At 68.2% G+C, this 21,400-nt stretch carries 25 protein-coding genes and 1 pseudogene; 11 read left to right on the top strand and 15 right to left on the bottom strand.

Features of this window, described 5'->3' with window-relative positions:
- Positions 1-267 (bottom strand): annotated as a pseudogene (locus QQK25_RS19070) (hypothetical protein); the annotation flags it as partial.
- Positions 268-371: 104 nt separating this feature from the next.
- Between QQK25_RS19070 and QQK25_RS19065 the strand changes: the two are divergent.
- Positions 372-1,064, top strand: a complete 693-nt coding sequence (locus QQK25_RS19065; RefSeq protein ID WP_153162514.1) for a Crp/Fnr family transcriptional regulator — start codon at positions 372-374, stop codon at positions 1,062-1,064.
- A gap of 9 nt (positions 1,065-1,073) precedes the next feature.
- Here the strand turns inward: QQK25_RS19065 and QQK25_RS19060 are convergent, their stop codons facing one another.
- Entirely contained in the window at positions 1,074-1,313 is a 240-nt protein-coding gene (locus QQK25_RS19060; RefSeq protein WP_284189371.1) for a sulfurtransferase TusA family protein, read from the bottom strand.
- 172 nt (positions 1,314-1,485) lie between these two features.
- On the opposite strand from QQK25_RS19060, the gene QQK25_RS19055 reads away from it, so the two are divergent.
- On the top strand, positions 1,486-1,842 hold the full coding sequence (locus tag QQK25_RS19055; protein ID WP_284189370.1) for a hypothetical protein: 357 nt from the start codon (positions 1,486-1,488) through the stop codon (positions 1,840-1,842).
- Positions 1,843-1,867: 25 nt separating this feature from the next.
- Positions 1,868-2,410 (top strand): hypothetical protein, encoded by a 543-nt coding sequence (locus tag QQK25_RS19050; RefSeq protein WP_284189369.1) that lies wholly within the window; start codon positions 1,868-1,870, stop codon positions 2,408-2,410.
- A 15-nt stretch (positions 2,411-2,425) separates the two neighbouring features.
- Here QQK25_RS19050 and QQK25_RS19045 read toward each other — a convergent pair whose 3' ends face one another.
- The gene (locus QQK25_RS19045) at positions 2,426-3,991 is read right to left on the bottom strand and encodes a cytochrome D1 domain-containing protein (protein WP_438696527.1); all 1,566 of its coding nucleotides are present in this window, start codon (positions 3,989-3,991) and stop codon (positions 2,426-2,428) included.
- 56 nt (positions 3,992-4,047) lie between these two features.
- Complete coding sequence (gene nirJ / locus QQK25_RS19040; protein ID WP_284189367.1) at positions 4,048-5,244, bottom strand: heme d1 biosynthesis radical SAM protein NirJ; 1,197 nt, start codon at positions 5,242-5,244, stop codon at positions 4,048-4,050.
- 203 nt (positions 5,245-5,447) lie between these two features.
- Between nirJ and QQK25_RS19035 the strand changes: the two genes are divergently transcribed.
- Positions 5,448-5,666 carry a DUF3079 domain-containing protein gene (locus tag QQK25_RS19035; protein WP_153162519.1) on the top strand — a complete coding sequence of 73 codons (219 nt, stop codon included), beginning with the start codon at positions 5,448-5,450 and terminating at the stop codon, positions 5,664-5,666.
- A gap of 16 nt (positions 5,667-5,682) precedes the next feature.
- Here the strand turns inward: QQK25_RS19035 and QQK25_RS19030 are convergent, their stop codons facing one another.
- Positions 5,683-6,147, bottom strand: a complete 465-nt coding sequence (locus QQK25_RS19030) for a CreA family protein (protein WP_284189366.1) — start codon at positions 6,145-6,147, stop codon at positions 5,683-5,685.
- 100 nt (positions 6,148-6,247) lie between these two features.
- Between QQK25_RS19030 and QQK25_RS19025 the strand changes: the two genes are divergently transcribed.
- Positions 6,248-7,894 carry an ATP-binding domain-containing protein gene (locus tag QQK25_RS19025; RefSeq protein WP_284189365.1) on the top strand — a complete coding sequence of 549 codons (1,647 nt, stop codon included), beginning with the start codon at positions 6,248-6,250 and terminating at the stop codon, positions 7,892-7,894.
- A 19-nt stretch (positions 7,895-7,913) separates the two neighbouring features.
- Positions 7,914-8,348 carry a gamma-glutamylcyclotransferase family protein gene (locus QQK25_RS19020; protein WP_284189364.1) on the top strand — a complete coding sequence of 145 codons (435 nt, stop codon included), beginning with the start codon at positions 7,914-7,916 and terminating at the stop codon, positions 8,346-8,348.
- Between the two features lie 45 nt (positions 8,349-8,393).
- On the opposite strand, the gene QQK25_RS19015 is transcribed toward QQK25_RS19020, so the two are convergent.
- The gene (locus tag QQK25_RS19015; RefSeq protein WP_284189363.1) at positions 8,394-9,299 is read right to left on the bottom strand and encodes a lectin-like domain-containing protein; all 906 of its coding nucleotides are present in this window, start codon (positions 9,297-9,299) and stop codon (positions 8,394-8,396) included.
- A gap of 341 nt (positions 9,300-9,640) precedes the next feature.
- Positions 9,641-10,549 carry a recombination-associated protein RdgC gene (locus QQK25_RS19010; protein ID WP_284189362.1) on the bottom strand — a complete coding sequence of 303 codons (909 nt, stop codon included), beginning with the start codon at positions 10,547-10,549 and terminating at the stop codon, positions 9,641-9,643.
- Between the two features lie 151 nt (positions 10,550-10,700).
- Here QQK25_RS19010 and QQK25_RS19005 point away from each other — a divergent pair, with 151 nt between their 5' ends.
- From QQK25_RS19005 to QQK25_RS18990, 4 genes are all read left to right on the top strand, one after another.
- A complete protein-coding gene (locus tag QQK25_RS19005) occupies positions 10,701-11,750 on the top strand; it encodes a hypothetical protein (protein WP_284189361.1) in 1,050 nt (349 codons plus the stop codon).
- A gap of 27 nt (positions 11,751-11,777) precedes the next feature.
- Positions 11,778-12,170, top strand: a complete 393-nt coding sequence (locus QQK25_RS19000) for a hypothetical protein (RefSeq protein ID WP_284189360.1) — start codon at positions 11,778-11,780, stop codon at positions 12,168-12,170.
- A gap of 101 nt (positions 12,171-12,271) precedes the next feature.
- On the top strand, positions 12,272-12,601 hold the full coding sequence (locus QQK25_RS18995) for a transcriptional regulator (protein ID WP_284189359.1): 330 nt from the start codon (positions 12,272-12,274) through the stop codon (positions 12,599-12,601).
- Entirely contained in the window at positions 12,598-13,005 is a 408-nt protein-coding gene (locus QQK25_RS18990; protein ID WP_284189358.1) for a hypothetical protein, read from the top strand. The genes QQK25_RS18995 and QQK25_RS18990 overlap by 4 nt, the downstream gene beginning before the upstream one ends.
- On the opposite strand, the gene bluB is transcribed toward QQK25_RS18990, so the two are convergent.
- The 8 genes from bluB to QQK25_RS18950 all read right to left on the bottom strand — a co-directional run bounded on the left by bluB (position 12,994) and on the right by QQK25_RS18950 (position 20,144).
- A complete protein-coding gene (bluB, locus tag QQK25_RS18985; protein WP_284189357.1) occupies positions 12,994-13,659 on the bottom strand; it encodes a 5,6-dimethylbenzimidazole synthase in 666 nt (221 codons plus the stop codon). The genes QQK25_RS18990 and bluB overlap by 12 nt on opposite strands.
- A gap of 32 nt (positions 13,660-13,691) precedes the next feature.
- Positions 13,692-15,152 carry an ATP-dependent RNA helicase DbpA gene (dbpA, locus tag QQK25_RS18980; protein ID WP_284189356.1) on the bottom strand — a complete coding sequence of 487 codons (1,461 nt, stop codon included), beginning with the start codon at positions 15,150-15,152 and terminating at the stop codon, positions 13,692-13,694.
- 56 nt (positions 15,153-15,208) lie between these two features.
- Positions 15,209-16,018 carry a DnaJ domain-containing protein gene (locus tag QQK25_RS18975; protein ID WP_284189355.1) on the bottom strand — a complete coding sequence of 270 codons (810 nt, stop codon included), beginning with the start codon at positions 16,016-16,018 and terminating at the stop codon, positions 15,209-15,211.
- Positions 16,019-16,123: 105 nt separating this feature from the next.
- On the bottom strand, positions 16,124-17,404 hold the full coding sequence (locus QQK25_RS18970) for a TRAP transporter large permease (protein WP_153162531.1): 1,281 nt from the start codon (positions 17,402-17,404) through the stop codon (positions 16,124-16,126).
- Complete coding sequence (locus QQK25_RS18965) at positions 17,404-17,886, bottom strand: TRAP transporter small permease (protein ID WP_284189354.1); 483 nt, start codon at positions 17,884-17,886, stop codon at positions 17,404-17,406. Before QQK25_RS18965 ends, QQK25_RS18970 begins: the two co-directional genes overlap by 1 nt.
- Positions 17,887-18,016: 130 nt before the next feature.
- The gene (locus QQK25_RS18960) at positions 18,017-19,066 is read right to left on the bottom strand and encodes a DctP family TRAP transporter solute-binding subunit (RefSeq protein WP_284189353.1); all 1,050 of its coding nucleotides are present in this window, start codon (positions 19,064-19,066) and stop codon (positions 18,017-18,019) included.
- A gap of 125 nt (positions 19,067-19,191) precedes the next feature.
- A complete protein-coding gene (locus QQK25_RS18955) occupies positions 19,192-19,527 on the bottom strand; it encodes a hypothetical protein (RefSeq protein WP_284189352.1) in 336 nt (111 codons plus the stop codon).
- 158 nt (positions 19,528-19,685) lie between these two features.
- Positions 19,686-20,144, bottom strand: coding sequence for an NUDIX domain-containing protein (locus tag QQK25_RS18950; protein ID WP_284189351.1), 459 nt, complete (start codon positions 20,142-20,144; stop codon positions 19,686-19,688).
- Between the two features lie 243 nt (positions 20,145-20,387).
- Here QQK25_RS18950 and QQK25_RS18945 point away from each other — a divergent pair, with 243 nt between their 5' ends.
- The gene (locus QQK25_RS18945) at positions 20,388-21,320 is read left to right on the top strand and encodes a KAP family P-loop NTPase fold protein (RefSeq protein WP_284189350.1); all 933 of its coding nucleotides are present in this window, start codon (positions 20,388-20,390) and stop codon (positions 21,318-21,320) included.
- Positions 21,321-21,400 lie beyond the last annotated feature (80 nt).

Below are 21,400 nucleotides of genomic sequence, written 5' to 3'. Positions count from 1 at the left end.
GAACACGAAGAACGGAAACACCCCGTAGGCCGCCCACAGCCCATGCACCCAGCCCGGCGGCCACGGCCACGCGGGGCCGGCCACGGCGCCGGTGCGGGCGAGGAGCTCCCACACCCACGGGAGGAAGACCAGCACGCTCTGCACCGCCCCGGCGAGAAACATCGGCCGGTGGGGCGCGGCGAACAGGATCGCCGCACGGGACGCGGGCGCGGGCGGCACCGGGGGCGGCGCGGCGGGTCGGGACTGGAGCTGGATGGGCTTTTCCATGTTTGATGAGTCAAAAAGTCAGCAAATGGCCGCAAGGCCGGCTGTGAAGCGCGCGCCCGGGGTTAGAATCAAGGGCTTGACGCCGCCCACGTTGAAAGTCCGCCATGAGTAACGACAAGATCGACATCCCCGGCCTGCTGAGCCGGATGCCCCTGTTCAGCGCCCTGTCGCCCGAAGACCTCGCCCACATGGCGGCGGCCTCGCGGGAAAAACGGCTGCAGAAAGGCGAACGGCTGTTCCAGCGGGGCGAACACCCCAAGGGCTTCTTCCTGGTCGTGTGGGGGCAGATCAAGCTGGCCTTCACCTCGGCCCAGGGCAACGAGAAGGTCGTCGAGATCCTCGGCCCGCTGCAGAGCTTCGGCGAGGCGGTGATGTTCCTCGACCAGCCCTACCCGGTGCTCGGCGAGGCGCTCTCCGACACCCTGCTGCTGCACATCGGCGCGGGCGCGGTGTTCGACCAGATCGAGCAGGACCCGCGCTTTGCCCGCAAGCTGCTGGCGGGCATGTCGATCCGCCTGCATTCGATGGTGCGCGACGTGGAATCCTACGCGCTGCGCTCGTCCACCCAGCGGGTCATCGGCTACCTGCTGCAGCTGGCCGAAAGCGCCCCCTGCGCGCCGGGCGGGCGTCACGAGGTGGAACTGCCCACCAGCAAGCAGGTGATCGCCTCGCGCCTCAGCCTGACGCCGGAAACCCTCTCGCGCATCTTCCACGAGCTGTCCGAAGCCGGCCTGATCTCGGTGCAGGGCAAGCACATCGTGATCCACGACGCCGCCAAGCTGGCCCTCCACGACTGAAACGCCGCCTCAGGGGGCGGCCGCGTGACGGATGTGGATGTGAAACTCCCCGCTGTCCGTGGATTCGGTGCGGTGGGTGTATCCGTTGCGCCGCAGGATGTCGTACAGCGGCCCCGGCTCCCGATACAACATCAGGATCACCTCGCCGTCCGGCGGCAAGGTGTCGAGGGCCTCGAGGGTCAGGTTGAGGGGTTCCGGCGGCATCAGACCGCGGGCGTCGACAATGATGGGCGTGGTGATATCGGTCATGGGATGCTCTGGAAAAAGTGGCGGAAACGCCGGTGCGGACACCAGATTGGCCCATTCGCCCCCGGTGAACCTTGAGCGCGGTCAAGCTGATGAACGGTTGGCGTGGTGCAGGTCGCATACGAAGGCCCGGAATGGGTGATAAATTCGCGGCCATGCCGAATGAGACTCAATCGTGAAGGAAGGTTCCGCCCTGCTCGCCGCCCTGGCCCTGGCGGCGGGCATCGCCTATTGGTCAGATCACTTCCGCACCGAAGGCTGGAGCGCCGCTCCGCAGACGGAGAGCCCCTTCCCCCACCAGCAGACGGCCGCCCGCTCGCCCAGCCCGGTGCCACCGCCGGCCGCGCCCGAGCGGCTGGAAGTCCACGCCGCCAGCGACGCCACCGACAAGGCTGCCCTGTGCGCCGAGCTGCAGGAAGTGATCGAGGGCGTGGACGCCGCCCTCCTCCACCCCCAGTCACCGGGTTCGGCCGAACAGCTTCTCAACCGCCGCCGGACCTACGTGGAAAAACGGATGGCGCTGGGCTGCTGATGGCCCGCCCGGCGCTCGATCGCGGATGAAGGAAGGCCCGGTCCTGCTCATCGCCCTGCTGCTCACCGCGGCAACGGCGTGGTGGTCGGCGGAGCATCCGCACGCCCCCGAAGCCCCCGCCGAAACCCCGACACCGGCCGCCGCCCCCGTCGCCCCGCCGCCGGCGCTGGCCAACCCGATGCCACCACCGCCACCCGCAGCCCGGCCGGACCAGGCCTACCGCTGCCTGCGGGGCGGCACGCCGACCTTCTCCGATCGCCCCTGCGCGCCGGGCGAGGCGCAGGAAGTCATCACCCTGCGCACGCCGCCACCGGGCTCGCCCACCGCGAGCTATCAGGAACAGTACGAACGCCTGGTGGCAGACCGGCCGGTGGTGCCGCCGCCACCGCGGCCGGCTGCCCGCCAGCACGACGAGACCGACCGGAAGGCGGCCGAATGCGAACACTGGCTGGCGGTGATCCGCGACATCGACACGAGCATGCGCCAGCCCCAGTCGGGCCCGATGATGGACCACTTCGCCGCCCGCCGCCGCGCGGCCCACGACCGCCGCTTCACGCTGGGCTGCTGACGGCCCGCGCGGCCCTCAGTGGCTGGTGCCTTCCGAACGCTGGATCTTGTTGAAGAGGTTGTACTTGCCGATGGGCTTGCTGGCGGGCAGGCGCTTGATTTCCTTGAAGGTGCTGGCGTCGAGGAAGATCAGCGCGCCATCCTTTTCCATCAGGCTGGCGATCACGTAGCGGCCGTAGCGGTCGAACTCCACGTGGGCGAAGGTCTTGCCGGGCTCGGGCCGTATCTGCGCCACCACCTTGAGCTGCTGCTTGTCCACCACCTGCAGGGTGTCCCTGGCCGTCGGGCTCATCATCGAATCGACCCACGCGTAGGGGCTGTTCTCGTGGCTGCGCAGGAAGAAACCCGGGCCCAGCGTGGGGATCGTCGCCAGCGTCTGCCAGTTCTGCATGTCGATCACGCTCACCTGGGCGTCCTTCAGGTTGGTGCTCGCCACCACCCGGCGGCCGTCGCGTAGCCACGAGATGCCCGAGCCCAGGTGCGGCATGCCGGGCAGATCCAGCGCAGCAATGGGGCGACGCACGTCGAGGTTGACCACCTGCCCGCGGCCTTCGCGGCTGGCGCCGACCAGGTTGGCGTAATCCTGCGTGAAGAAGAAGTCGTCCAGCGGCACGTCGAGCACCGTCCGGCGCGGGTTGAGATAACCCGGCGTGGCGATGGCTTCGCCCATCTTGTAGTCGTGCACGTAGCCGTTGAAGAAGGGCTTGGCGGCCGGGTCGTAGGACACTTCCCAGATTTCCGGCAGATCCTTCAGGCCGATGATGAAGCTCTTCCGCGGCGCGGCGTCGTACACCGCCGAGATGCGCGAGGCGGCGTCGCCCTTGAGGTTGGCGCCGTCGATGACCTTGAGCAGCTTGAGGTCGGCATCGAAGATCACCACGTTGCCCGGCAGATAGTTGGCCACCGCAACAAAGCGCCCGTCGGACGACACCGCCGCGTTGCGGGTGTTGATGCCCGCGCGCACCTCGGCGACGACCTTCAGGTTCCAGATGTCGAACTTGCTCACCCAGCCGTCCCGCGAGGCGAAGAACACGTAGCGGCCGTCCGGCGTGAACTTCGGCCCGCCGTGCAGGGCGTAGCGCGACGGGAAGCGGAAGATGCGCTCCATGCGGTCGCCGTCGAGCACGCTCACGTGGTGATCGCCAGCCTCGACGACGATGAACAGGTTCATCGGGTCGGCCTTGGCCACGTCGCCCTGGCGCGCGTCGGGCAGGCTGCCGGGCGGGAAGGGCTCGGTGCGCGAGGCGCGGATGTCGGCCTCGCTCCAGGCCGGCGCCGGGCTCACCGGCGAGTAGATCCAGCCGGCAAGCGCCTCGATCTCGTCGGGCTGGAGCGTCTGGCCGAAGGGCGGCATCTGGGTGGCGGCGCGGCCTTCGCGGATGGTGGCGACAGCGTCCTTGCGCTTGAGGCGCTCGAGGCTCTCGGGCAGCAGCGCCGGGCCCATGCCTCCGAGGCGGCCGGCGCCATGGCAGGAGAGGCAGTGCTGGGTGTAGAGCGCGGGGGCGTCGGCGGCAGCGGCCGGCGCCAGGTTGCCGACGAACAGGGCGGCGAGGATCAGGCTGGAAATCTTCATGGCGCGCATTCGGTGTGGATCGGGCGGGGCCCGACGGGTTCGGGGCCGGGATGACGCTGGGCGGATCAGGCGGCCGGCTGCAGGCGCACCCACGGCTTCACCTCGAGCCGCGCCGCATCGTCAGCCACGCCGATCTCGGCGTTGTCGAGGTAGCAGCCGGGGTCTTCCTGCCACGGGTCGCCGGTGAGCTGCTGGGCGCGCACGCGGGTGTTGCCGTTGCACATGACGAGGTAGCGGCACTCGGCGCAGCGGCCGGTAACAGGCCGGGGCGACTGCTTGAGGCCGGCCATCAGCGGGTCGGAGACATCCGTCCAGATGTCGCCGAACTTGCGCTCGCGCACGTTGCCCAGCGTGTGGTGCCACCACATGGTGTCGGGGTGCACGTTGCCCAGGTTGTCGATGTTGGCGACGTTGATACCGCTGGAGTTGCCGCCCCACTGCATCAGCTTCGCCTCGATGTGGGCGGCCCGCTCGGGGAAGCGGCGGCGCACCCACTGCAGGAAGAACGGGCCGTCGGCGTCGTTGTTGCCGGTGGTGAAATCCTTGTCGAGGCCGCGCCTTTCGCAATCCCAGGCGGTCTCGAAGAGCAGCTCCATCGCGTCGCGGGTGAGGATGTGGCGGGCGTCGTCGGCGCGGTTCTTGTTGCCGCGGCCGGCATAGTTGAGGTGCGAGAAATAGAAGCGGTCGATGCCTTCGTCTTCCACCAGCTGCAGCACGCCGGGCAGGTCGGACGCGTTGTCCTGGGTCATGGTGTAGCGCACGCCCACCTTCACGCCGAGCTCGCGGCAGCGGCGCAGGCCGGCCAGCGAGCGGTCGAAGGCGCCGTCGAGGCGACGGAACTTGTCGTGGGTCTCGCGGATGCCGTCGAGGCTCACCCCCACGTAGTCGAAGTCGGCGGCGGCAATGCGCTCGATGTTGCTGTCGTCGATCAGCGTGCCGTTGGACGACAGGCCCACGTAGAAGCCCATCGCCTTGGCGCGCCCGGCGATCTCGAAAATGTCGGGGCGCAGGAGCGGCTCGCCGCCGGAGAGGATCAGCACCGGCACCCGGAAGGCCTTGAGGTCGTCCATGGTGCGGAAGATCTCGTGGGTCGAAAGCTCGCCGGCAAAATCGGTGTCGGCCGAGATCGAGTAGCAGTGCTTGCAGGTGAGGTTGCAGCGGCGGATCAGGTTCCAGATCACCACCGGACCCGGCGGGTTGCGCTTCGGCCCGATCGGCGTGGGCGCCGCGATTTCGCGGAGATAAGCGGAGATGCGGAACATGACGGCAGCCTCGGTAAGGGATGGCCCGATTGTCACCGCCGCCCGGGCGCCATGACCTTGACGGGTATCAACGGCGCAGGGCTGATCGCACCGCGGACGGGCACCAGCGCCGCGTTTTGTTAGCGTGGATCAAAGCGCGTCCGGCTGGCGGGGGTAAGCTACCGATATCCGAGCAAAACACTCAACTACTCCAGCGCCACGCCATGGCCAAGAAGTTTCCCCTGCACCCGAAGCACCCCGAGCGCATCTGCTGGGGCTGCGACAAGTATTGCCCGACGGACGCCCTCGCCTGCGGCAACGGCTCGGGCCGCACGCTTCACCCGGCCGAGATGCTGGGCGAAGACTGGTACACCTTCGGCGACTGGGGCCTCGACATCGACCCCGAGACCGACAGCGTGCCGCCGACCCGCGACGGAACCTGAGCCGGCCGATCCGGCGCTACTTCGCGCCCCAGGGCATCACCGGCACCGTCGAGATGCTGTTGGCCGGCGCGCCGTCGATCAGCTTGCGGCTGATGGCGACGTACACCAGCGTGTTGTTGGCCTTGTCGAACATCCGCACGATGCGCGTCTCCTTGAACACCAGCGAGGTGTCCTCCGAGAACACCACCTCGTTCTCGGGCAGCTTGGCCGGCAGGGTGATCGGGCCGGTCTGGCGGCAGGCCAGCGAGAACTGCGACGGGTCCTGGGCCAGCCCGAGGCTGCCCGACACGCCGCCGGTGCGGGCCTGGCTCACGTGGCAGGTCACGCCCGGCACCCTGGCGTCGTGGAAGGCCTCGACGCACACCTTGTGGTTGGCGCCGATGAGTTTCCAGGTGGTGGTCACGCAGCCCACCTCGTCGGCGGCGGCGTGGGTGGCGGCAAGGCCGAGGACGATCGTGGCAAAGGCGTTGCGGTAGCGCATCAGGGGCTCCTTTCTGACAGAATGAGGCACATCCGGCTGCCCGGACGTCATCCGGGCCACTGTACCCCAAACGCCCCCGACAACCCACCCGTCGACACCCATGGCCATCGTTCATCCCGCAGGCTGGCGCGAGCTGGCCGCCACCGGCGCCGCCCAGCGCGAGATCGAGACCCTCGCCCAGCTCGCCGACGGCCTCTCCGACGACTACACGATCTTCCACGGCGTGCACTGGACGCGCATCCACCAGGGCCGCCACGCCATCGTCGGCGAGATCGACTTCGCCATCGTCGGCCCCACCGGCAAGCTGCTGCTGGTCGAGCAGAAATCCGGCTTTCTGGCCGAGACGCCCGGCGGCCTGGTCAAACGCTACGGCCAGAAGGACAAGCAGGTGGCGATGCAGCTCGCCCGCAACGTGGACGCCCTCACCAACCGGCTGCGCGCCGTGTGCGACGGCGATCCCATCGAGGTGGACGCCCTGTTGTTCTGCCCCGACTACACCGTGCGCTCGCCCGGCACGGCCGGCATCGACCCGGCGCGCATCGTGGACGCCACCCGGCGCCCGTATCTGATCGAGGTGATCCGCGCCATCCTGCCCGCCAGCGGCCCGCGGCTCATCAACCGGGCCAAGGTCGAGCGCTTCCTGGGCGACGTGCTGGAGCTGGTGCCCGAGGTGCACGCCATCGTCGGCGAGGCCCACGCCCTGTACACCCGGCTCGCCGGCGGGCTGGCCGACTGGGCGCGGCGGATCGACTTCACGCCCTTCCGCCTGCGCGTGGTGGGCACCGCCGGATCGGGCAAGACCCAGCTGGCGATGGCCGCCTACCGCGACGCCCTGGCCGCGGGCCGGCGCCCCATGTACGTCTGCTACAACCGCCCGCTGGCCGACCACATCGCGCTGATCGCCCCGCCCGGCGGCATCGTCGTCACCTACCACCAGCTCGCCGACCGCCTGCTGCGCGCCCGCGGTGACGCACCGGATTTCACCCGGCCCGACGCCTTCGCCCGCCTCGAAGCCGCCCTCGACAGCCTCCAGCCCATCGATGCCGACCAGGTGGACGAGCTCATCATCGACGAAGGCCAGGATTTCCAGGCCGGCTGGGCCCGCAACCTGCTGCGCTTCCTGCGCCCCGGCGGCCGCGCCTGGTGGCTCGAAGACCCGCTGCAGAACCTCTACGCCCGCCCGCCGGTCGATCTGCCCGGCTGGGTGACGCTCCACGCCGACACCAACTACCGCAGCCCGCGGGACATCCTCGCCAGCCTCAACCGGCTGCTGCCCGGGCGGCCCGTGGAAGCCGGCAGCCCGGTGTCCGGCGCCGAGGTGGAGATCATCAGCTACGCCGGCCCGGATGATCTCGCCGCCGCCTCGACCCGCGCCCTCACCCGCGCCGTCGGGCTGGGCTTCAAGCGCCCGCACATCGCCCTCGTCACCTACCGCGGCCGCGAGCATTCGCTGCTCACGCCCCTCACCCGGCTGGGCAACTTCCCGCTCAAGGCGCCCACCGGCCGCTACGACCTGCTCGGCAACCCCATCCTCACCGACGGCGACATCCTCATCGACTCGGTGCACCGCTTCAAGGGCCGCGCCGCCCCCTGCGTGATCCTCACCGAGATCGACTTCACCACCCTCGATGACGCCGCCATCCGACGCCTCTTCGTCGGCGCTACCCGCGCCACCCTCAAGCTGATCCTGGTGGCCACCGAGCCCGCCGCCGCGGTGCTGCGCGAGCGCCTCCTGCCCGCATCCTGACCATTTCCCGGAGCCCCCGATGCCGCCCGCCCCCACCCACTGCTTCACCTACGGCTCGCTGATGTGCGAGGACATCATGGGCGCCGTGTGCGCCGCCCGCGCACCCTTCGTCGCCGCCACCCTCGACGGCTACCGGCGCGGGCCGGTGATCGGGCAGGAATACCCGGGCATGCAGCCGGCCCCCGGCTGCCGGGTGGAGGGCGTGCTCTACCTCGATCTGCCCGACGCCGCCTGGGCGCGCATCGATCACTTCGAGGGCGACGAATACACCCGCGAACAGGTAACCGTGCGCACCGCCGACGGCCGCTCGCTCGCCGCCTGGACCTATGTCTTCAAGCCCGAGTTCGCCAGCCGGCTTGGCCCCGGCGAATGGGACTTCCAGCGCTTCCTCGCCACCGGCAAGGCCCGCTTCACCGCGCAGTTCATGGGCTTCGACGAATCCACCCGCCCATGAAAAACGGCGGCCGCAAGGCCGCCGGACGGTTGAGCCGGGGCTGACTCAGCCGCGCAAACGACGCACCCCAAACCAGCCGAGACCGCTCAACATCAGGGCCAGGATGCCAGGTTCGGGCACGCTGCCGCCGCCCGGATTGGTCGGATCAACCACCGGGGCGAATTCGCTGTTGAACACCCAGCGCCGGATGTCATGGTCGGCCGTGGCCGCGCCGGTGCCCGAGGTGAAGCCAACGAAGGCGTTGGTGGTGCCGAGCACCGACACCAGATCGACGGTGTAGCTCATCAACGCGGCCGCCGGGCGGGTGTCGTTGAGGGCCAGACGCACCTCGAGGCTGTCGGTCACGCCGTTGTAATCCACCCAGGCGTGGAAGATGCTGCCGCTGTCGAGTTGGGCCGGCAGGGTGTCGGCACGCACCACCGAGCACACGCTGCCCGACAGGTTGATGCCGGCGTGGTTGTCGTTGTTGCCGTCGCAGGGGCCGTTGTTCCAGTTGTCGAACTCGACGCCCACGCTGTTGGCGAGCCCGTCGTAACCGATCCCGCCACCGCCGCCACCGGCCGTATTGGCCACGGTCTGCACGGTGAACACGATGCCGTCGGCGCCGCCATTGCCCTGGTTGGTGAACTGGAACTCGAAATAGCTCGAGAACGACGCGTCCGAGGCCAGCGAGATGGCATTGGTCAGGAAGGCGCTGCCCGACTGGGCGTAGTTGTTGGTGAGGCGCAGCACCCGCTCGTCGCCGACATTGGGGCCCACCACGCCCACGCCGCCGGTGTCGATGGTGGCGGTGACGCCGTTGAGGGTGAAGTCGGCCAGGCTGTTGAAGTTCTGCATATTGACCAGCAGCGCGTGGGCCGGCGCCGCGGCGAACAACGCGCCGCTCACCCCGATCATGCCGGCCAGCCGGCGCAGCCCGGTGGATTTCGAGAATTCGGATTTCTTCGACATGGACAAACCTCCCGATGCGGTCAGATGTGCTTACACCCACCCTCTGGCGAGCGTTATCCGCAAAGACGCATAAGCCATGCCAAAAAACACAAGATGCCCCTGTCCTGCATTTTGGGCGCGCCTGCCCAAAATGACCGAGAACATTGCAGCACGCGCTTTTCGGGGAAAATCCCGGCCAAAAGCCCGAATTGGGTATTTATAAAAATCAACGAATTGAAAAATTCGTCAGGCGCCCGTTCTGGGCAGCCTGTGCAGAACGGAGGACGAAAAAATGCCGCCAGGTGTTAAAAATTCCGACACCTGACGGCACTTTCGATTGACGCCGGCAGCCCGGCCGCGGGTCAGATCACCGTTTCCTTGTCCTCGCCCCCCAGCACCTCCAGCAGCGCGGGGATCAGGCGCGACAGTTCGCCGCTCATCAGGGCAAAGTCTGCCTCCATCTGCATGTCGGCGGATTCGGCGTTTTTGTCGGCTTCTTCCTTGATGATATCGAGGAAGGCGACCCGCTTGATCTCCATCTTCTCGGTGAGCACAAAGCTCACCCGGTCGTCGAAGGTCAGCGCGAGGCGGGTCGGCAGCTTGCCGGCGGCCAGGTGGTCCTGCACGTCCTTGCCGTCCAGCGCGTGGCGCACGTAGCGCACGGCGGCCTTCTCGTCGGTGACGGCGCGCAGTTCGCAGTCCAGGTCGATGGTGAAGTTGCCGCTGGCTTCGTTGGCGGCCAGCCAGCCGGTCATCACCGACACCGGCGACAGCTTGGTCTTGACCATCTTCACCGGCAGCTCGTCCAGGGTGTCGCGCAGCGCTTCGAGGACTTCCTCGGCGCGGGCCGGGCTGGAGGCGTCGATGATCAGCCAGCCGCCCACCGGGTCGATCCATGCGAACACGCGGCGGCGGCGGGTGAAGGCGCGGGGCAGCAGCTCCTGGAGCACCGCTTCCTTGATCTCCTTCATCTGCTTGCGGCCGGGCTTGTAGCCCTGCTGGGCCTCGATCATCTCGGCCTTGTCGGCGGCCACGTCATTGACGACTGACGAGGGCAGCAGCTTCTGCTCGACGGCCAGCGAGATGAGGAAATGGCCCTTCACCGGCAGCACGAAGCGGTCGTCCTTGGTGGGCGAGCTCCAGCCGCGGCTCGCCATGTCCTGGCTGCCACAGGGCTGGAAAGGGCGGGCGGCGAGCTTTTCCTGCAGCGTGTCGGCGGTAAGCGCCCAGTTTTCGGGAAGACGGTAGATCTGGAGGTTGCGGAACCACATGGCGGGGTACATCCGTGCTGATGGAAAAGAGGCGGCATTGTAGCGGCTCGGGGGCGACCAGGCAGGGGCCGTGCACCTTGGGGGTTGACACTCTGAATTTCAGAGCAATAAACTCTGAACCGCAGAGTAAAACCTCACGGAATATCCGACCATGGCCGATCCGATCACCCGCCAGCTCGACAGCATCCAGTCCATGCTCACCCGCGGCCAGCGCAACCTGCGCATGGAGCGCCACAGCCTGATCCTGTGGGGCCTCGCCGGCGCCGGGTTGTTCGCGGCGAGCGATCTGGTATTCACCGCCGAGCAGATCCCCGACACCGCCAGCCGCGCGGTGGCCTGGCTGCTGCTGCTCGTCGCGGTGCTGGGCGGCACCGGCTTTGCCGACTGGCACCTGACCCGCCGCGTGAAGGCCGCGCGGGACGAGACCTGGTCGTTCATCCACCGCCAGGTGGTCAAGCTGCTGTGGCTGTTGATGGCGGTCGGCACGCTGTTCACCTTCGCCACCTTCTTCTACGGCGGCGCCTACATGCTGTGCACCGTGTGGCTGGTGATGATCGGGCTGGCGCTGTACGTCCACGGCCTGTTCTCAGAAGAGGTGCTCGAATGGACCGGCGGCATCATCATCGCCATCGGCGTGGCGGGCCTCGCCGCCCGGCTGCCCTTCGAGACGATGAAGTGGATCGCCGCCGCGGTGTTCGGCATCGGCCTGCCGCTGCTGTCGCTGCTCCTCGACCACGGCCGCACGCGGCCCTTCGCGGTGCGCCTGGGCCAGGCCGCCGGGTGGACGGTGATGGTGCTGGCGGCACCGCTGGCCGCCCATCGCCTCGCCGCCGCCAACCTGCCGCCGGAGCTGCCGGTCACGTCGCTTTCCGACTACCGCGCCGGCGCCGCCCCGGCTGGCGAGAGCATCGTCCGCCTGCCTGCGGGCCAGGCGGTGCCGGTGAAGATTGCGGTGTCCGGGGATCTGTTCCGCCCGGCGCCGGATGCCGTACTGCCCCTCACCCTCGACCAGCCGGTGGACATCCTGCTGCGCGACGGCGCGCCCACCGGCGACCTGCGACTGCCCGGCGAGCCGTGGCAGCTCGCCCGCGAGACCCGCTGGATCTCCATCCCGTGGATCCGCGCTCGCCTCGACCCCACCGCCGGCCCGGTGGTGGAGTCGGCGCTGGTGGTGGATTTCCACGGCCATCCCCGCAACTGATCCCTTCCCTCACCCAGGAGCACCACGATGATCCTCCGCACCCTCAGCATCCTCGGCGCCTGCGCGCTGACCGCCTGCGCCGGCATTCCCCCCGGCGGCGACGAGATGGCCCGCCTGCCGGTCGTGCGCTTTGGCGACACGCCGCCTGCCGGCCAGCCCTTCATCCTGCTCTACCCCGCCGGCGCGCCGCTGCCGGTGGAGACGCGCATCCATGGCAGCCTGCTGCAGGAAGAAGCCCGCGGCCTGCTCACCGTGCGCACCAAGCAGGATCTGTACACCTACAAGCACTGGGCCAGCCTCGACGGCAAGACCTGGAAAGCCGGCAACCAGCTGGTCGGCGGCCACTTCGAGATCGCCGTGCCCGGCGAGAAGGACGGGCGCAATCCCGGCTCGATGCGTGCAGAATTCAACCTGAAGTAGGCGACGCCTTCCGCCGGGCGGCAGACCAGCATCCGGCCCGCCCCCCGGCAATCAAGACCTGAAACACCCCAACCCACGCCCGCCACCCGGCGGGCCGCCCCATGGACAACCTCGACCCGCTCCTACACCAGCCCCTGCGCACCCAGATCGCCGCCTTCCTGGCCGGCTGCGAAGAGGCCAGCTTTTCCGAACTCAAGCGCAACCTGCAGGTTTCCGACGGCAACCTCGAATCGCACCTCAAGAAGCTGATCGCCGCCGACTACGTGAGCCTGCGCCGCAGCGAAGGCCCCGGCCGCGCCCAGACCAGCTACAGCCTGACGCCCACCGGCCTCGCCGCGCTGCAGCGCTACATCCAGACCCTGCAGAAGCTGCTGCCGCTCGGCACGCAACCCGCAGCCGACCTGCCGGGCGACATGGTCGCCGGTTCGTGAGCCGCGCCGGCATCGCACTGCGCGTGGCCCTGCTGCCGGTGGTGATGCTGGTTGGCGTGTTTTTGTACGGCCTGGCGATGAGCGTGGCGACGACGCTGATGCCACTGCCGGAAGCCGGCCCGCTGACCACCGCAGTACAGATCAGCCAGGGATTCCTCGCCGCCACGCTCAACGCGGCGCTGGCCTGCTACCCGCTGGCCCGCCTGTATGGCCGGGCGGCGACGGGCGTGGCGGTGCTGGTCGCTCTGGCGGTGGCCGCCGGCATGCTGCACGGCAGCGGCGATGACGCCGACGCGACGACCCTGCTGCTGCGCGGCTGGGCGCTGCTGTGTTGCGTGGTGCTGCTGATGGGCGGGATCTGGCTAGTCGCCCGGCGCCGACAGGCGGACGATTCAGCCCGCTGAAGGCTCCGGCCAGACGTTCTCGGCCAGCACCGTCTCGATGGGCATGCGCTCGGCCCAGTGTTCCATCTCGAGCATCGGGCGGGGGTAGAACTGCTCCACGTGGCCGATGCACAGGATCGCCACCGGGCGGGCGCCTTCCGGCATGCCCAGCAGCGTGGCGAGCTCGAGCGGATCGAAGATCGACACCCAGCCCAGCCCGATGCCCTCGGCGCGGGCCGCCAGCCACATGTTCTGGATCGCACAGGCCACCGAGGCGAGGTCCATCTCGGGCAGCGTGCGGCGCCCGAAGACGTGCTTCTCGCGGCCGTCCGCCAGGGCCACGACGATCACCTCGCCGGCGTCCAGCAGGCCTTCCACCTTCAGCCGCATGAAGTCGTCCTCGCGCTCGCCCAGCGCCTTGGCGGTGGCGCGGCGTTCCACCTCGACGAGTTCGTGCATCCGCTCGCGCAGGGCGCGGTCGGTGATGCGGATGAAGCGCCAGGGCTGCATGTAGCCCACGCTGGGGGCGTGGTGGGCGGCCCACAGCAGGCGCTTGAGCAGCGCCGGGTCGACCGGGTCCGGGCGGAAGTGGCGCATGTCGCGCCGCTCGGCGATGGCCCGGTAGACGCCGGCGATCTCCGGCTCCGTGAAGCGATGGGATGGGGTGTCGGCCATGATGGGAGCGATGTCTGGCGAAGGCGCCGAGTTTACTCGTCGAGCAGGAAGACGCGGACCTTCTTGCCCTTGATCTTGCCGTCGGCGAGGCGCTTCAGGGCCTGGCGGGCGATGCCGCGCTCGACCGCCACGTAGGTGGATTGGTCGTTCACGTTGATCTTGCCCACCTGGCTGGCGGTAAAGCCAGCCTCGCCGGTGAGGGCGCCGAGCACGTCACCGGGGCGGATCTTCTCCTTGCGCCCGCCGAGGATCTGCAGCGTCACCATCGGCGGCTGGGGCACGGGCTGGTCTTCGGCATGCAGATCGGCGATGGATTCCCACACCGGCTCGAAGCCGTTGGTCCTGGCGATGTTGGCGACGCGGTTCTTCTCGTTGGGGCCGACGAGGCTGAGGGCCCAGCCGTCCCGGTCGGCGCGGCCGGTGCGGCCGATGCGGTGGACATGCACCTCCGGGTCCGGCGTCACGTCCACGTTGATGACGGCCTCCAGCCCGGCCACGTCGAGGCCGCGGGCCGCCACGTCGGTGGCCACCAGCACCGAGCAGCTGCGGTTGGCAAACTGCACCATCACCTGATCCCGGTCGCGCTGGTCGAGCTCGCCATGCAGCGCCAGCACGTGAAAGCCTTCGGCATGGAGCACGTCGATGAGATCGCGGCACTGCTGCTTGGTGTTGCAGAAGGCGAGCGTGCTTTCGGGGCGGTAGTGGCGCAGCAGCAGGCCCACGGCGGCGAGGCGCTGGTCCGGCGCCACCTCGAAGAAGCGCTGGCGGATCTTGTCGGCCTCGTGCTGCTCGGGCAGCGCGATCTCCTGGGGCTGGCGCATGAACTGGCGGGCCAGCCGCACCACGCCTTCCGGGTAGGTGGCCGAGAACAGCAGGGTCTGGCGGTGCTTGGGGCAGGCCTTGGCGACGTAGGCGATGTCGTCGAAGAAGCCCATGTCGAGCATGCGGTCGGCTTCGTCGAGCACCAGCGTGGCCAGCGCGTCGAGCTTGAGGCTGCCGCGGGAGATGTGGTCCATCAGCCGGCCGGGCGTGCCCACCACCACGTGGGCGCCGTGGGCCAGGCTGTCGGCCTGGGGGCGGATCGGCGAGCCGCCGCAGAGGGTGAGGATCTTGATGTTGTCTTCGGCGCGGGCGAGGCGGCGCAGCTCCTGCCCGACCTGCTCGGCCAGCTCGCGGGTGGGGCACAGCACCAGCGCCTGCACCGCGAAGCGTCGGGCGTCGAGGCGCTGCAGCAGCGGCAGGCCGAAGGCGGCCGTCTTGCCGCTGCCGGTCTTGGCCTGGGCGATCAGATCGTGCCCGGCCAGCGCCACGGGCAGGCTGGCGGCCTGGATCGGCGTCATGGCGTGGTAGCCGAGGCGGGCCAGGTTGGCGAGCACCGCCGGCGGCAACCCGAGCGTGTCGAAGGGCGCGGCGGCGATGGCGGCGGGGGGCGGAACGAAGACGGGGTCGGAGCCGGAAGCGTCGTCCGGCGGCGGGAGCGGCGTGGAAGTCATGCCGGATTATCCCGCAAAGCCGTCCTGCGCGCCCCGAAACCGACGGGGCGAGGTTGTCAGTAGCTGGAGCCCATGCCCAGCCGGGCGCGCTCGCGGGCCAGGCGCTGCTCCAGGCGGGCCTGTTCGCGGGCCTCTTCCGCGCGATCGCGGGCTTCCTTCTGCTGGCGCTCCCATTCGGCCTTGCGGCGGGCTTCTTCTTCGGCGCGCTCCACGCTGTTGGTCACCTGATCGGCGTACTGCTTGCGTTCGGCCAGCGCCATCTCGTGGCGGCGTTCGGCCTCGCGGCGTTCGTATTCGGCGCGGCGCTCGGCCTCGGCCTGCTGGTAGGCCTCGCGGCGGCGACGCTCCTCGGTGGCCTGGCGGGCGATCTCGTCGTCGGTGAGGTCGCCGTACATCTGACGCCGCTCGGCCGCCGCGGCCCGGGCCTGGGCGGCGTTCATGGCGCCGTTGTCGACCGGGGACATCTGGCGCAGGGCGAAGATGGACATGAAGATCTGGATGCCCACCGCCACCGCCAGCAGGCCGCCGATCACGGTGAGCATGGTGCGCAGGGGCGAGCGGGGCTTGAAGACGCGGGGCGGTGGCAGATCCACCGGCAGCACGCCGGCAGGCACGTCAAGCCCGGGCGGCAGCTCGGGCTGGGTGGGCGCCAGGCTGGCGTCGTAGGCGGCGCGCCGGCCGGGGTCGGACAGAATCCAGCAGGCCTCCTTGACCACCTTGATCTGGTTGTCGGCGTCCACCTGATCCATGCCGTGGGGGCCGGACTGATAGTGACGAACCAGCCGGAGCTGGGCAGCATGGATGTCGGCCTCGGTCGCCGTCGGCGGCAGTCCGAGCAGATCGTAGAGTGTGGTCCTGGTCTTCATGGCAGGCGTGAAGGGGAAATACGCATTCCGGGCCGATTATAGCGACGTGATGTGCCGCAACTTTACGGCCCGGTGCGATTTTCTGCTACGCGCTTGTGCACTGCATTACAGATACCCCAGGTGGCGCGGCAGCCACAGGGCGATGTCGGGCACGAAGGTGACCAGGAGCATGGTGCCGGCCATCGCGGCGATCATCCACAGCACCCACGGCACGGTGGATTCCATCGTCACGTTGGCCATCCGGCAGGTGACCATCAGATTGACGCCCAGCGGCGGGTGGAACTGGCCCAGCGCCATGTTCATGGTGATGATGACCCCGAACCACACCAGATCCCAGCCAAAGTGGGTGGCGATAGGCACCAGCAGCGGCAGGAAGATGAAGTAGATCGAGATGGCGTCGAGGAACATCCCGGCGATCAACAGCAGCAGCTGGATCGACAGCAGCATCGGGATCTCCGACAGCCCGGTGCCGAGCAGCGCGGCGGCCAGGTGGTCGAAGGTGCCCAGGGTGTTGCTGCCCCACGCGAAGACGCTGGCCAGCGCCACCACGGTGAGGATCACCGACGAGATCTCGGCGGATTCCACCAGCACGCCGTACACGTCCTTCCAGGTGAGCGAGCGGTAGATCACCATGCCCACCACCAGGCCGTAGAACACCGCCACCACCGCCGCCTCGGTGGGCGTGAAGAAGCCGCTGCGCATGCCGCCCAGAATGATGACCGGCGCCGCGAGGCCCCAGCCGGCATCCTTGAGGCTCTGCCAGAAGGGCGGGCGGGCTTCATCCACCTCGGCCTCGAAGCCGTGCTTCACCGACAGCGCCCAGGCCACGAGGATCAGCGTGAGGCCCGACAGGATGCCGGGGATCATCCCCGCCGCAAACAATGCCGGCACCGACGCCTGGGGCACCAGCAGGCTGTAGATCACGAAGGCGATCGACGGCGGGATCAGGATGTCCGTCGAGCCCGCCGCGGCGATCACCCCGGCGGTGAAGGAGCGCGGGTAGCCGGCCTTGAGCATCGACGGGAGCATCACCGCCCCCACCGCCGCCGAATCCGCCGGGCCGGAGCCCGAGATGCCGCCCAGGATCATCGCCACCAGGATCGCCACGATGGCGAGGCTGCCGCGCCGCTGGCCGACCAGCGCCGACGCGAAGCGCACGATGGTCGCCGCCACGCCGGCGCGCTCAAAGATCAGCCCGGCGATCACGAAGACCGGGATCGCCATCAGCGGATACTTGGCGATGCCGGTGTAAACATTGGTGGGCAGCGACAGCATGCCCAGGTCGGCCGCAGCCACCACCGCCACGCCGGCGAGGCCCATCGCCACCGCCAGCGGCACGCCGGCCAGCATCAGCCCCGCAAACAGCCCGAAGAGCAGCCAGTCCATCACGGCGCCCTCCGCAGCAGCAACGCCACGAGGCGCAGCACGATCAGCATCGACAGCACCGGCAGCCACACCGTGTACCACCACTGGGGCACGCCCAGCGACGGCGAGGTGACCTCGAAGCTGTAGTCGTCCCAGGCCATCAGCACGCCGTACCAGGCCAGCAGCCCGAACATCACCAGCGAGCACAGCACCGCCAGCCGGTGGGCCAGCGGCTTGAACTTCGGCCAGCGATCCACGAAGAAGGTGATGGCGATGTGGTGGTTGCTGGCAAAGGCGTGGGACGCGCCCACCAGGGTCATCACCACCAGCAGCGCCACCGAGATTTCCTCGGTGAAGGCGAAGGAGATGTCGGTGAAGTAGCGCACCAGCACGTTGGCCATGGTGAGCAGGCACAGCACGCCCATCGAGGCGGCCATCAGAAAGCGCTCGATGGTGCCAAGGGAGAACTTGCCGCCTGGGGCGGTCTTGTCGGGTGGGGACATGAGGGGCGGGAAAATCGTGGATGGAGGGAGATCATGGGCTGAACGATCCTGTAGGTCGGACTTCAGTCCGACAAACGCCTCGTTCAGCCCGTGATGTCGGACTGAAGTCCGACCTACAGGGGGCTGCTGATCAGCGCCTGGCGATGGCCGCTTCGGCCTTCTTCACCAGATCGGCGCCGATCTGCCTGGACCACTTGTCGTACACCGGCCGCGTGGCCTGCACGAAGGCGGCGCGCTGCTCGGGGGTCAGGCGGGTGACGGTGACGCCGGCCGCCTCGATCTGCTTGAGCACCGCGTTGTCGGTGCCGGCGATGCCCTTGCGGGCCTTCTCGACGTTCTCGCGGCCGGCCTGCAGCGCGGCCTGCTTCACCGCCTCGCGGTCGGCCGGGGTCCAGCTGTTCCAGACGTTCTTGTTCACCACGAAGATCAGCGGATCGGCCACGTAGTGCCACAGGGTCAGGTGCTTCTGGCCGACGGTGGGCAGCTTGGCGCCGACGAACACCGACAGCGGGTTCTCCTGGCCATCCACCGCGCCCGAGGCCAGCGCCGGCTGGGCGTCGGCCCAGCTCATCTGGGTGGGGTTGGCGCCCAGCGCGGTGAAGGTTTCGTTATAGAGCGGCGAGCCCACCACGCGGAACTTCATGCCCTTCAGATCAGCCGGGGTGGCCACCGGGCGCTTGGAATTCGACAGCTCACGGAATCCGTTCTCGCCCCACGCCAGCGGGATCACGTCGCGCTTCTCGAGCACCGCGAACAGCTCCTTGCCCACCTCGCCCTGGGTCAGCACGTCCATCGCCTTGTAGTCGGGCATCAGAAAGGGCAGCGAGAAGAGGTTGAGCTCCTTGATCTGCGGCGACCAGTTGATGGTCGAGCCGATCGACATGTCGATCACGCCCTGGCGGATCGCGGTGAACTCGCGGGTCTGGTCGCCGCCCACCAGCGAGTTGCCGGAGTACAGCTTGATGTTGATGCGGCCCTGGGTCTTCTCCTTCACCAGCTCGATCCAGCGCTCGCCCGCCTGGCCCCACGGAAACGCCGTGCCCAGCGTGGTGGACAGCCGGTACTCGGCGCGATAGGCCGGGGTCTGCGCCTGGGCAAGCCCGCTCCCCAGCACACACAGCGCACCGGCGGCGAGGGAGAGGACGGCAAGACGGCGACGGGCGGGGGTTGTGGGTTGCATCGAAGCGCTCCTGGGAAGGGAAAGAGGCATTGATTATCCGAGCCGGCCGGGGTGCGGGGCAAGCCGCGCAACGCCAGCGGGATGGCCGCCCCACCGGCAGCGGCCGGAAAGCCCCACCCGGCGCCTCAGAAATACAGCGTCGCAAAGCACCGGGCGGCGGCCATCGAATCGAAGCGCCGGCACGGCACCCGCCCGCGGCCAAAGCGGTTGAAGGCCTCGATCAGCTTGTGGATCACCGGGTGATCGCCCACAAAGGCAATGCGGATCACCACGTTCCGCTCCAGCGCCACCACCGCCCGCATCGCCATGAACTCGATGTCATCGTCCAGCACGTCGATGTCGATGGCGTCACGAAAGTCATGGATGCCATAGCGCAGGCGGTCGATCCGCTCGTCACCCTGGATCTGCGCGGCGGAAACGTCCAGGTCGTCGATCGTCACCACCCCCGACAAGCGGCGCACGACCCCCGACCCCTCCCACTCCACCTCGACCAAACCCCGCCCCTTCAGCATTAACCCGATGACATGGGCGGGCAGTGTACTCAAGGGGGCACGCGCCAACAACGACAAACAAATACCCACAGCCAATAAAGGGGCTTTGATGCACCCAAAACGGGTAACTACAGAGCGACGATCCGCCCTCGCGCCTCGGCCAGCACGCCCTTCCCCAGCAGCAGTCGCCGCATGCTCGCCGCCAGCCGCAGGCCCAGCACCTCGTCATCCGCCCAGGCGAAGGCATCGATCTCCGGCAACCGCCGCCCCGTGCGCTCGTCATCGAAGAAGCTCACGCACACGCACGCCTCCGGCCGCGTGGCCGCCGAATCTGTGCCCACCGCAAACAGGTGCAGATCCTTGCCCCGGTAATAGGCATGACGCCCCAGGTCCACCAGCCGCCCGGGCGCGAACGCCAGCCCGAACTCCTCCTGCGCCTCCCGCAGCGCACAGCCGAGCGGCGTCTCCCCCGGGTCGATCAGCCCCTTGGGCAGATCCCAGTGGGTGCTGCCAGTGGAATGCCCGACCAGCAACTCACCCCGTTCGTTGATGACCAGCAGACCGCAGGAAAGAAGCGTGGAAGACATGGGCAGTGCATCGCAATGAAAACAGGCGCCCATTCTGGGGGATGACGGCCTGGGCGGGAACGGGCACGGCCGCAGACCACGCAGGGGCAGCCCTGTAGGTCGGACTTCAGTCCGACAGCACAGCTTGAGCAGGCAGGGGTTGTCGGACTGAAGTCCGACCTACTGCAACCCGCCAGCCAACACCCTTTCTCCCGATGCCCCGAGCAGCGAGAATATTGCCAAAAGCATGAACAGGGAAAACCCATGACCACCGAACAAGCAAACGACACCCCCAGGGACGTCTGGGCCGACGACCGGCTCGGACGCAAGCCCTACGCCGACTTCCTCACCACCTACCTGCGCAATCGCTGCGTCACCGAAAGGGATGGGGCACAGACGCTGACGCCCTTCTGCATCTCCATCGATGCGAAATGGGGCGAGGGGAAGACGTTTTTCCTGCAAACATGGATGGCGGCCCTTCAGCAGGAAGCACGCAATCCGGTCTTCCTGTTCGACGCCTGGACTTCCGATTTCGACACCGACCCCATCGTCGCCTTCATGGCCGCTTTCAAGCACGCACTGGACGCCGAAATCAAGAAGCTGCCGGTGGCCTTCGAAGCGGAGAAAGCCCTTGCCGATGGCGTCCGCAAGTTGGGCAAGGCGGTCATGCCGACGCTCAAGGCACTGGGGCGGGCGGTAGTGGAAAAACATGCACCCGGCTTCATCGGCGCGGTTGCCGACATTGCGACCGAATCCGAATCGTCCAACGACGGCGAAACCAGGCTCGACGAGCAACTCGATTCGGCCAAGGACACGGTGTCGGAGGCGCTTTTCAAATCACTGCTGGCCGAGAGCACCAAACGCAAGGCGCTCATCGCCGACTTCCGGAAGGAAATCGAGCGGACCTTGCGCTATCTGGCGGACAACAGTGCAGTCGAACTCCCGATGTTCGTCTTCATCGACGAACTGGACCGCTGCCGCCCGACGTTCGCGGTAGAACTACTGGAAGGGCTCAAACACGTATTCAACATTCCCGGGCTGTGCTTCGTGGTCGCCACCAACATCGAGCAGCTCGCCCATTCGGTCAAGGCGGTGTATGGGGAGGGGTTTGATGGAACGGCTTATCTGCAGCGGTTCTTTGATGTCGGCTACAAACTTCCGCAACAGGACCCCACCAAGTATGTAGTGGTCAAGTAATACCGGACACCTCGATAGGGTGCTGTACTGCGGTTTTCCGTTCATAGGCCGTGGGCGGCAGGTAGCCCAGCGTCGAGTGC

This window comes from Zoogloea oryzae, from assembly GCF_030161255.1.
GTDB lineage: Bacteria > Pseudomonadota > Gammaproteobacteria > Burkholderiales > Rhodocyclaceae > Zoogloea > Zoogloea oryzae.
This window is presented reverse-complemented; position numbering and strand designations above follow the sequence as displayed.

Coding starts and splice junctions, on each gene's coding strand:
- QQK25_RS19065 (WP_153162514.1), top strand. CDS start 372: ATGAGTAACGACAAGATCGACATCCCCGGCCTGCTGAGCCGGATGCCC.
- QQK25_RS19060 (WP_284189371.1), bottom strand. CDS start 1,313: ATGACCGATATCACCACGCCCATCATTGTCGACGCCCGCGGTCTGATG.
- QQK25_RS19050 (WP_284189369.1), top strand. CDS start 1,868: ATGAAGGAAGGCCCGGTCCTGCTCATCGCCCTGCTGCTCACCGCGGCA.
- QQK25_RS19045 (WP_438696527.1), bottom strand. CDS start 3,991: ATGCGCGCCATGAAGATTTCCAGCCTGATCCTCGCCGCCCTGTTCGTC.
- nirJ (WP_284189367.1), bottom strand. CDS start 5,244: ATGTTCCGCATCTCCGCTTATCTCCGCGAAATCGCGGCGCCCACGCCG.
- QQK25_RS19035 (WP_153162519.1), top strand. CDS start 5,448: ATGGCCAAGAAGTTTCCCCTGCACCCGAAGCACCCCGAGCGCATCTGC.
- QQK25_RS19030 (WP_284189366.1), bottom strand. CDS start 6,147: ATGCGCTACCGCAACGCCTTTGCCACGATCGTCCTCGGCCTTGCCGCC.
- QQK25_RS19025 (WP_284189365.1), top strand. CDS start 6,248: ATGGCCATCGTTCATCCCGCAGGCTGGCGCGAGCTGGCCGCCACCGGC.
- QQK25_RS19020 (WP_284189364.1), top strand. CDS start 7,914: ATGCCGCCCGCCCCCACCCACTGCTTCACCTACGGCTCGCTGATGTGC.
- QQK25_RS19015 (WP_284189363.1), bottom strand. CDS start 9,299: ATGTCGAAGAAATCCGAATTCTCGAAATCCACCGGGCTGCGCCGGCTG.
- QQK25_RS19010 (WP_284189362.1), bottom strand. CDS start 10,549: ATGTGGTTCCGCAACCTCCAGATCTACCGTCTTCCCGAAAACTGGGCG.
- QQK25_RS19005 (WP_284189361.1), top strand. CDS start 10,701: ATGGCCGATCCGATCACCCGCCAGCTCGACAGCATCCAGTCCATGCTC.
- QQK25_RS19000 (WP_284189360.1), top strand. CDS start 11,778: ATGATCCTCCGCACCCTCAGCATCCTCGGCGCCTGCGCGCTGACCGCC.
- QQK25_RS18995 (WP_284189359.1), top strand. CDS start 12,272: ATGGACAACCTCGACCCGCTCCTACACCAGCCCCTGCGCACCCAGATC.
- bluB (WP_284189357.1), bottom strand. CDS start 13,659: ATGGCCGACACCCCATCCCATCGCTTCACGGAGCCGGAGATCGCCGGC.
- dbpA (WP_284189356.1), bottom strand. CDS start 15,152: ATGACTTCCACGCCGCTCCCGCCGCCGGACGACGCTTCCGGCTCCGAC.
- QQK25_RS18975 (WP_284189355.1), bottom strand. CDS start 16,018: ATGAAGACCAGGACCACACTCTACGATCTGCTCGGACTGCCGCCGACG.
- QQK25_RS18970 (WP_153162531.1), bottom strand. CDS start 17,404: ATGGACTGGCTGCTCTTCGGGCTGTTTGCGGGGCTGATGCTGGCCGGC.
- QQK25_RS18965 (WP_284189354.1), bottom strand. CDS start 17,886: ATGTCCCCACCCGACAAGACCGCCCCAGGCGGCAAGTTCTCCCTTGGC.
- QQK25_RS18960 (WP_284189353.1), bottom strand. CDS start 19,066: ATGCAACCCACAACCCCCGCCCGTCGCCGTCTTGCCGTCCTCTCCCTC.
- QQK25_RS18950 (WP_284189351.1), bottom strand. CDS start 20,144: ATGTCTTCCACGCTTCTTTCCTGCGGTCTGCTGGTCATCAACGAACGG.
- QQK25_RS18945 (WP_284189350.1), top strand. CDS start 20,388: ATGACCACCGAACAAGCAAACGACACCCCCAGGGACGTCTGGGCCGAC.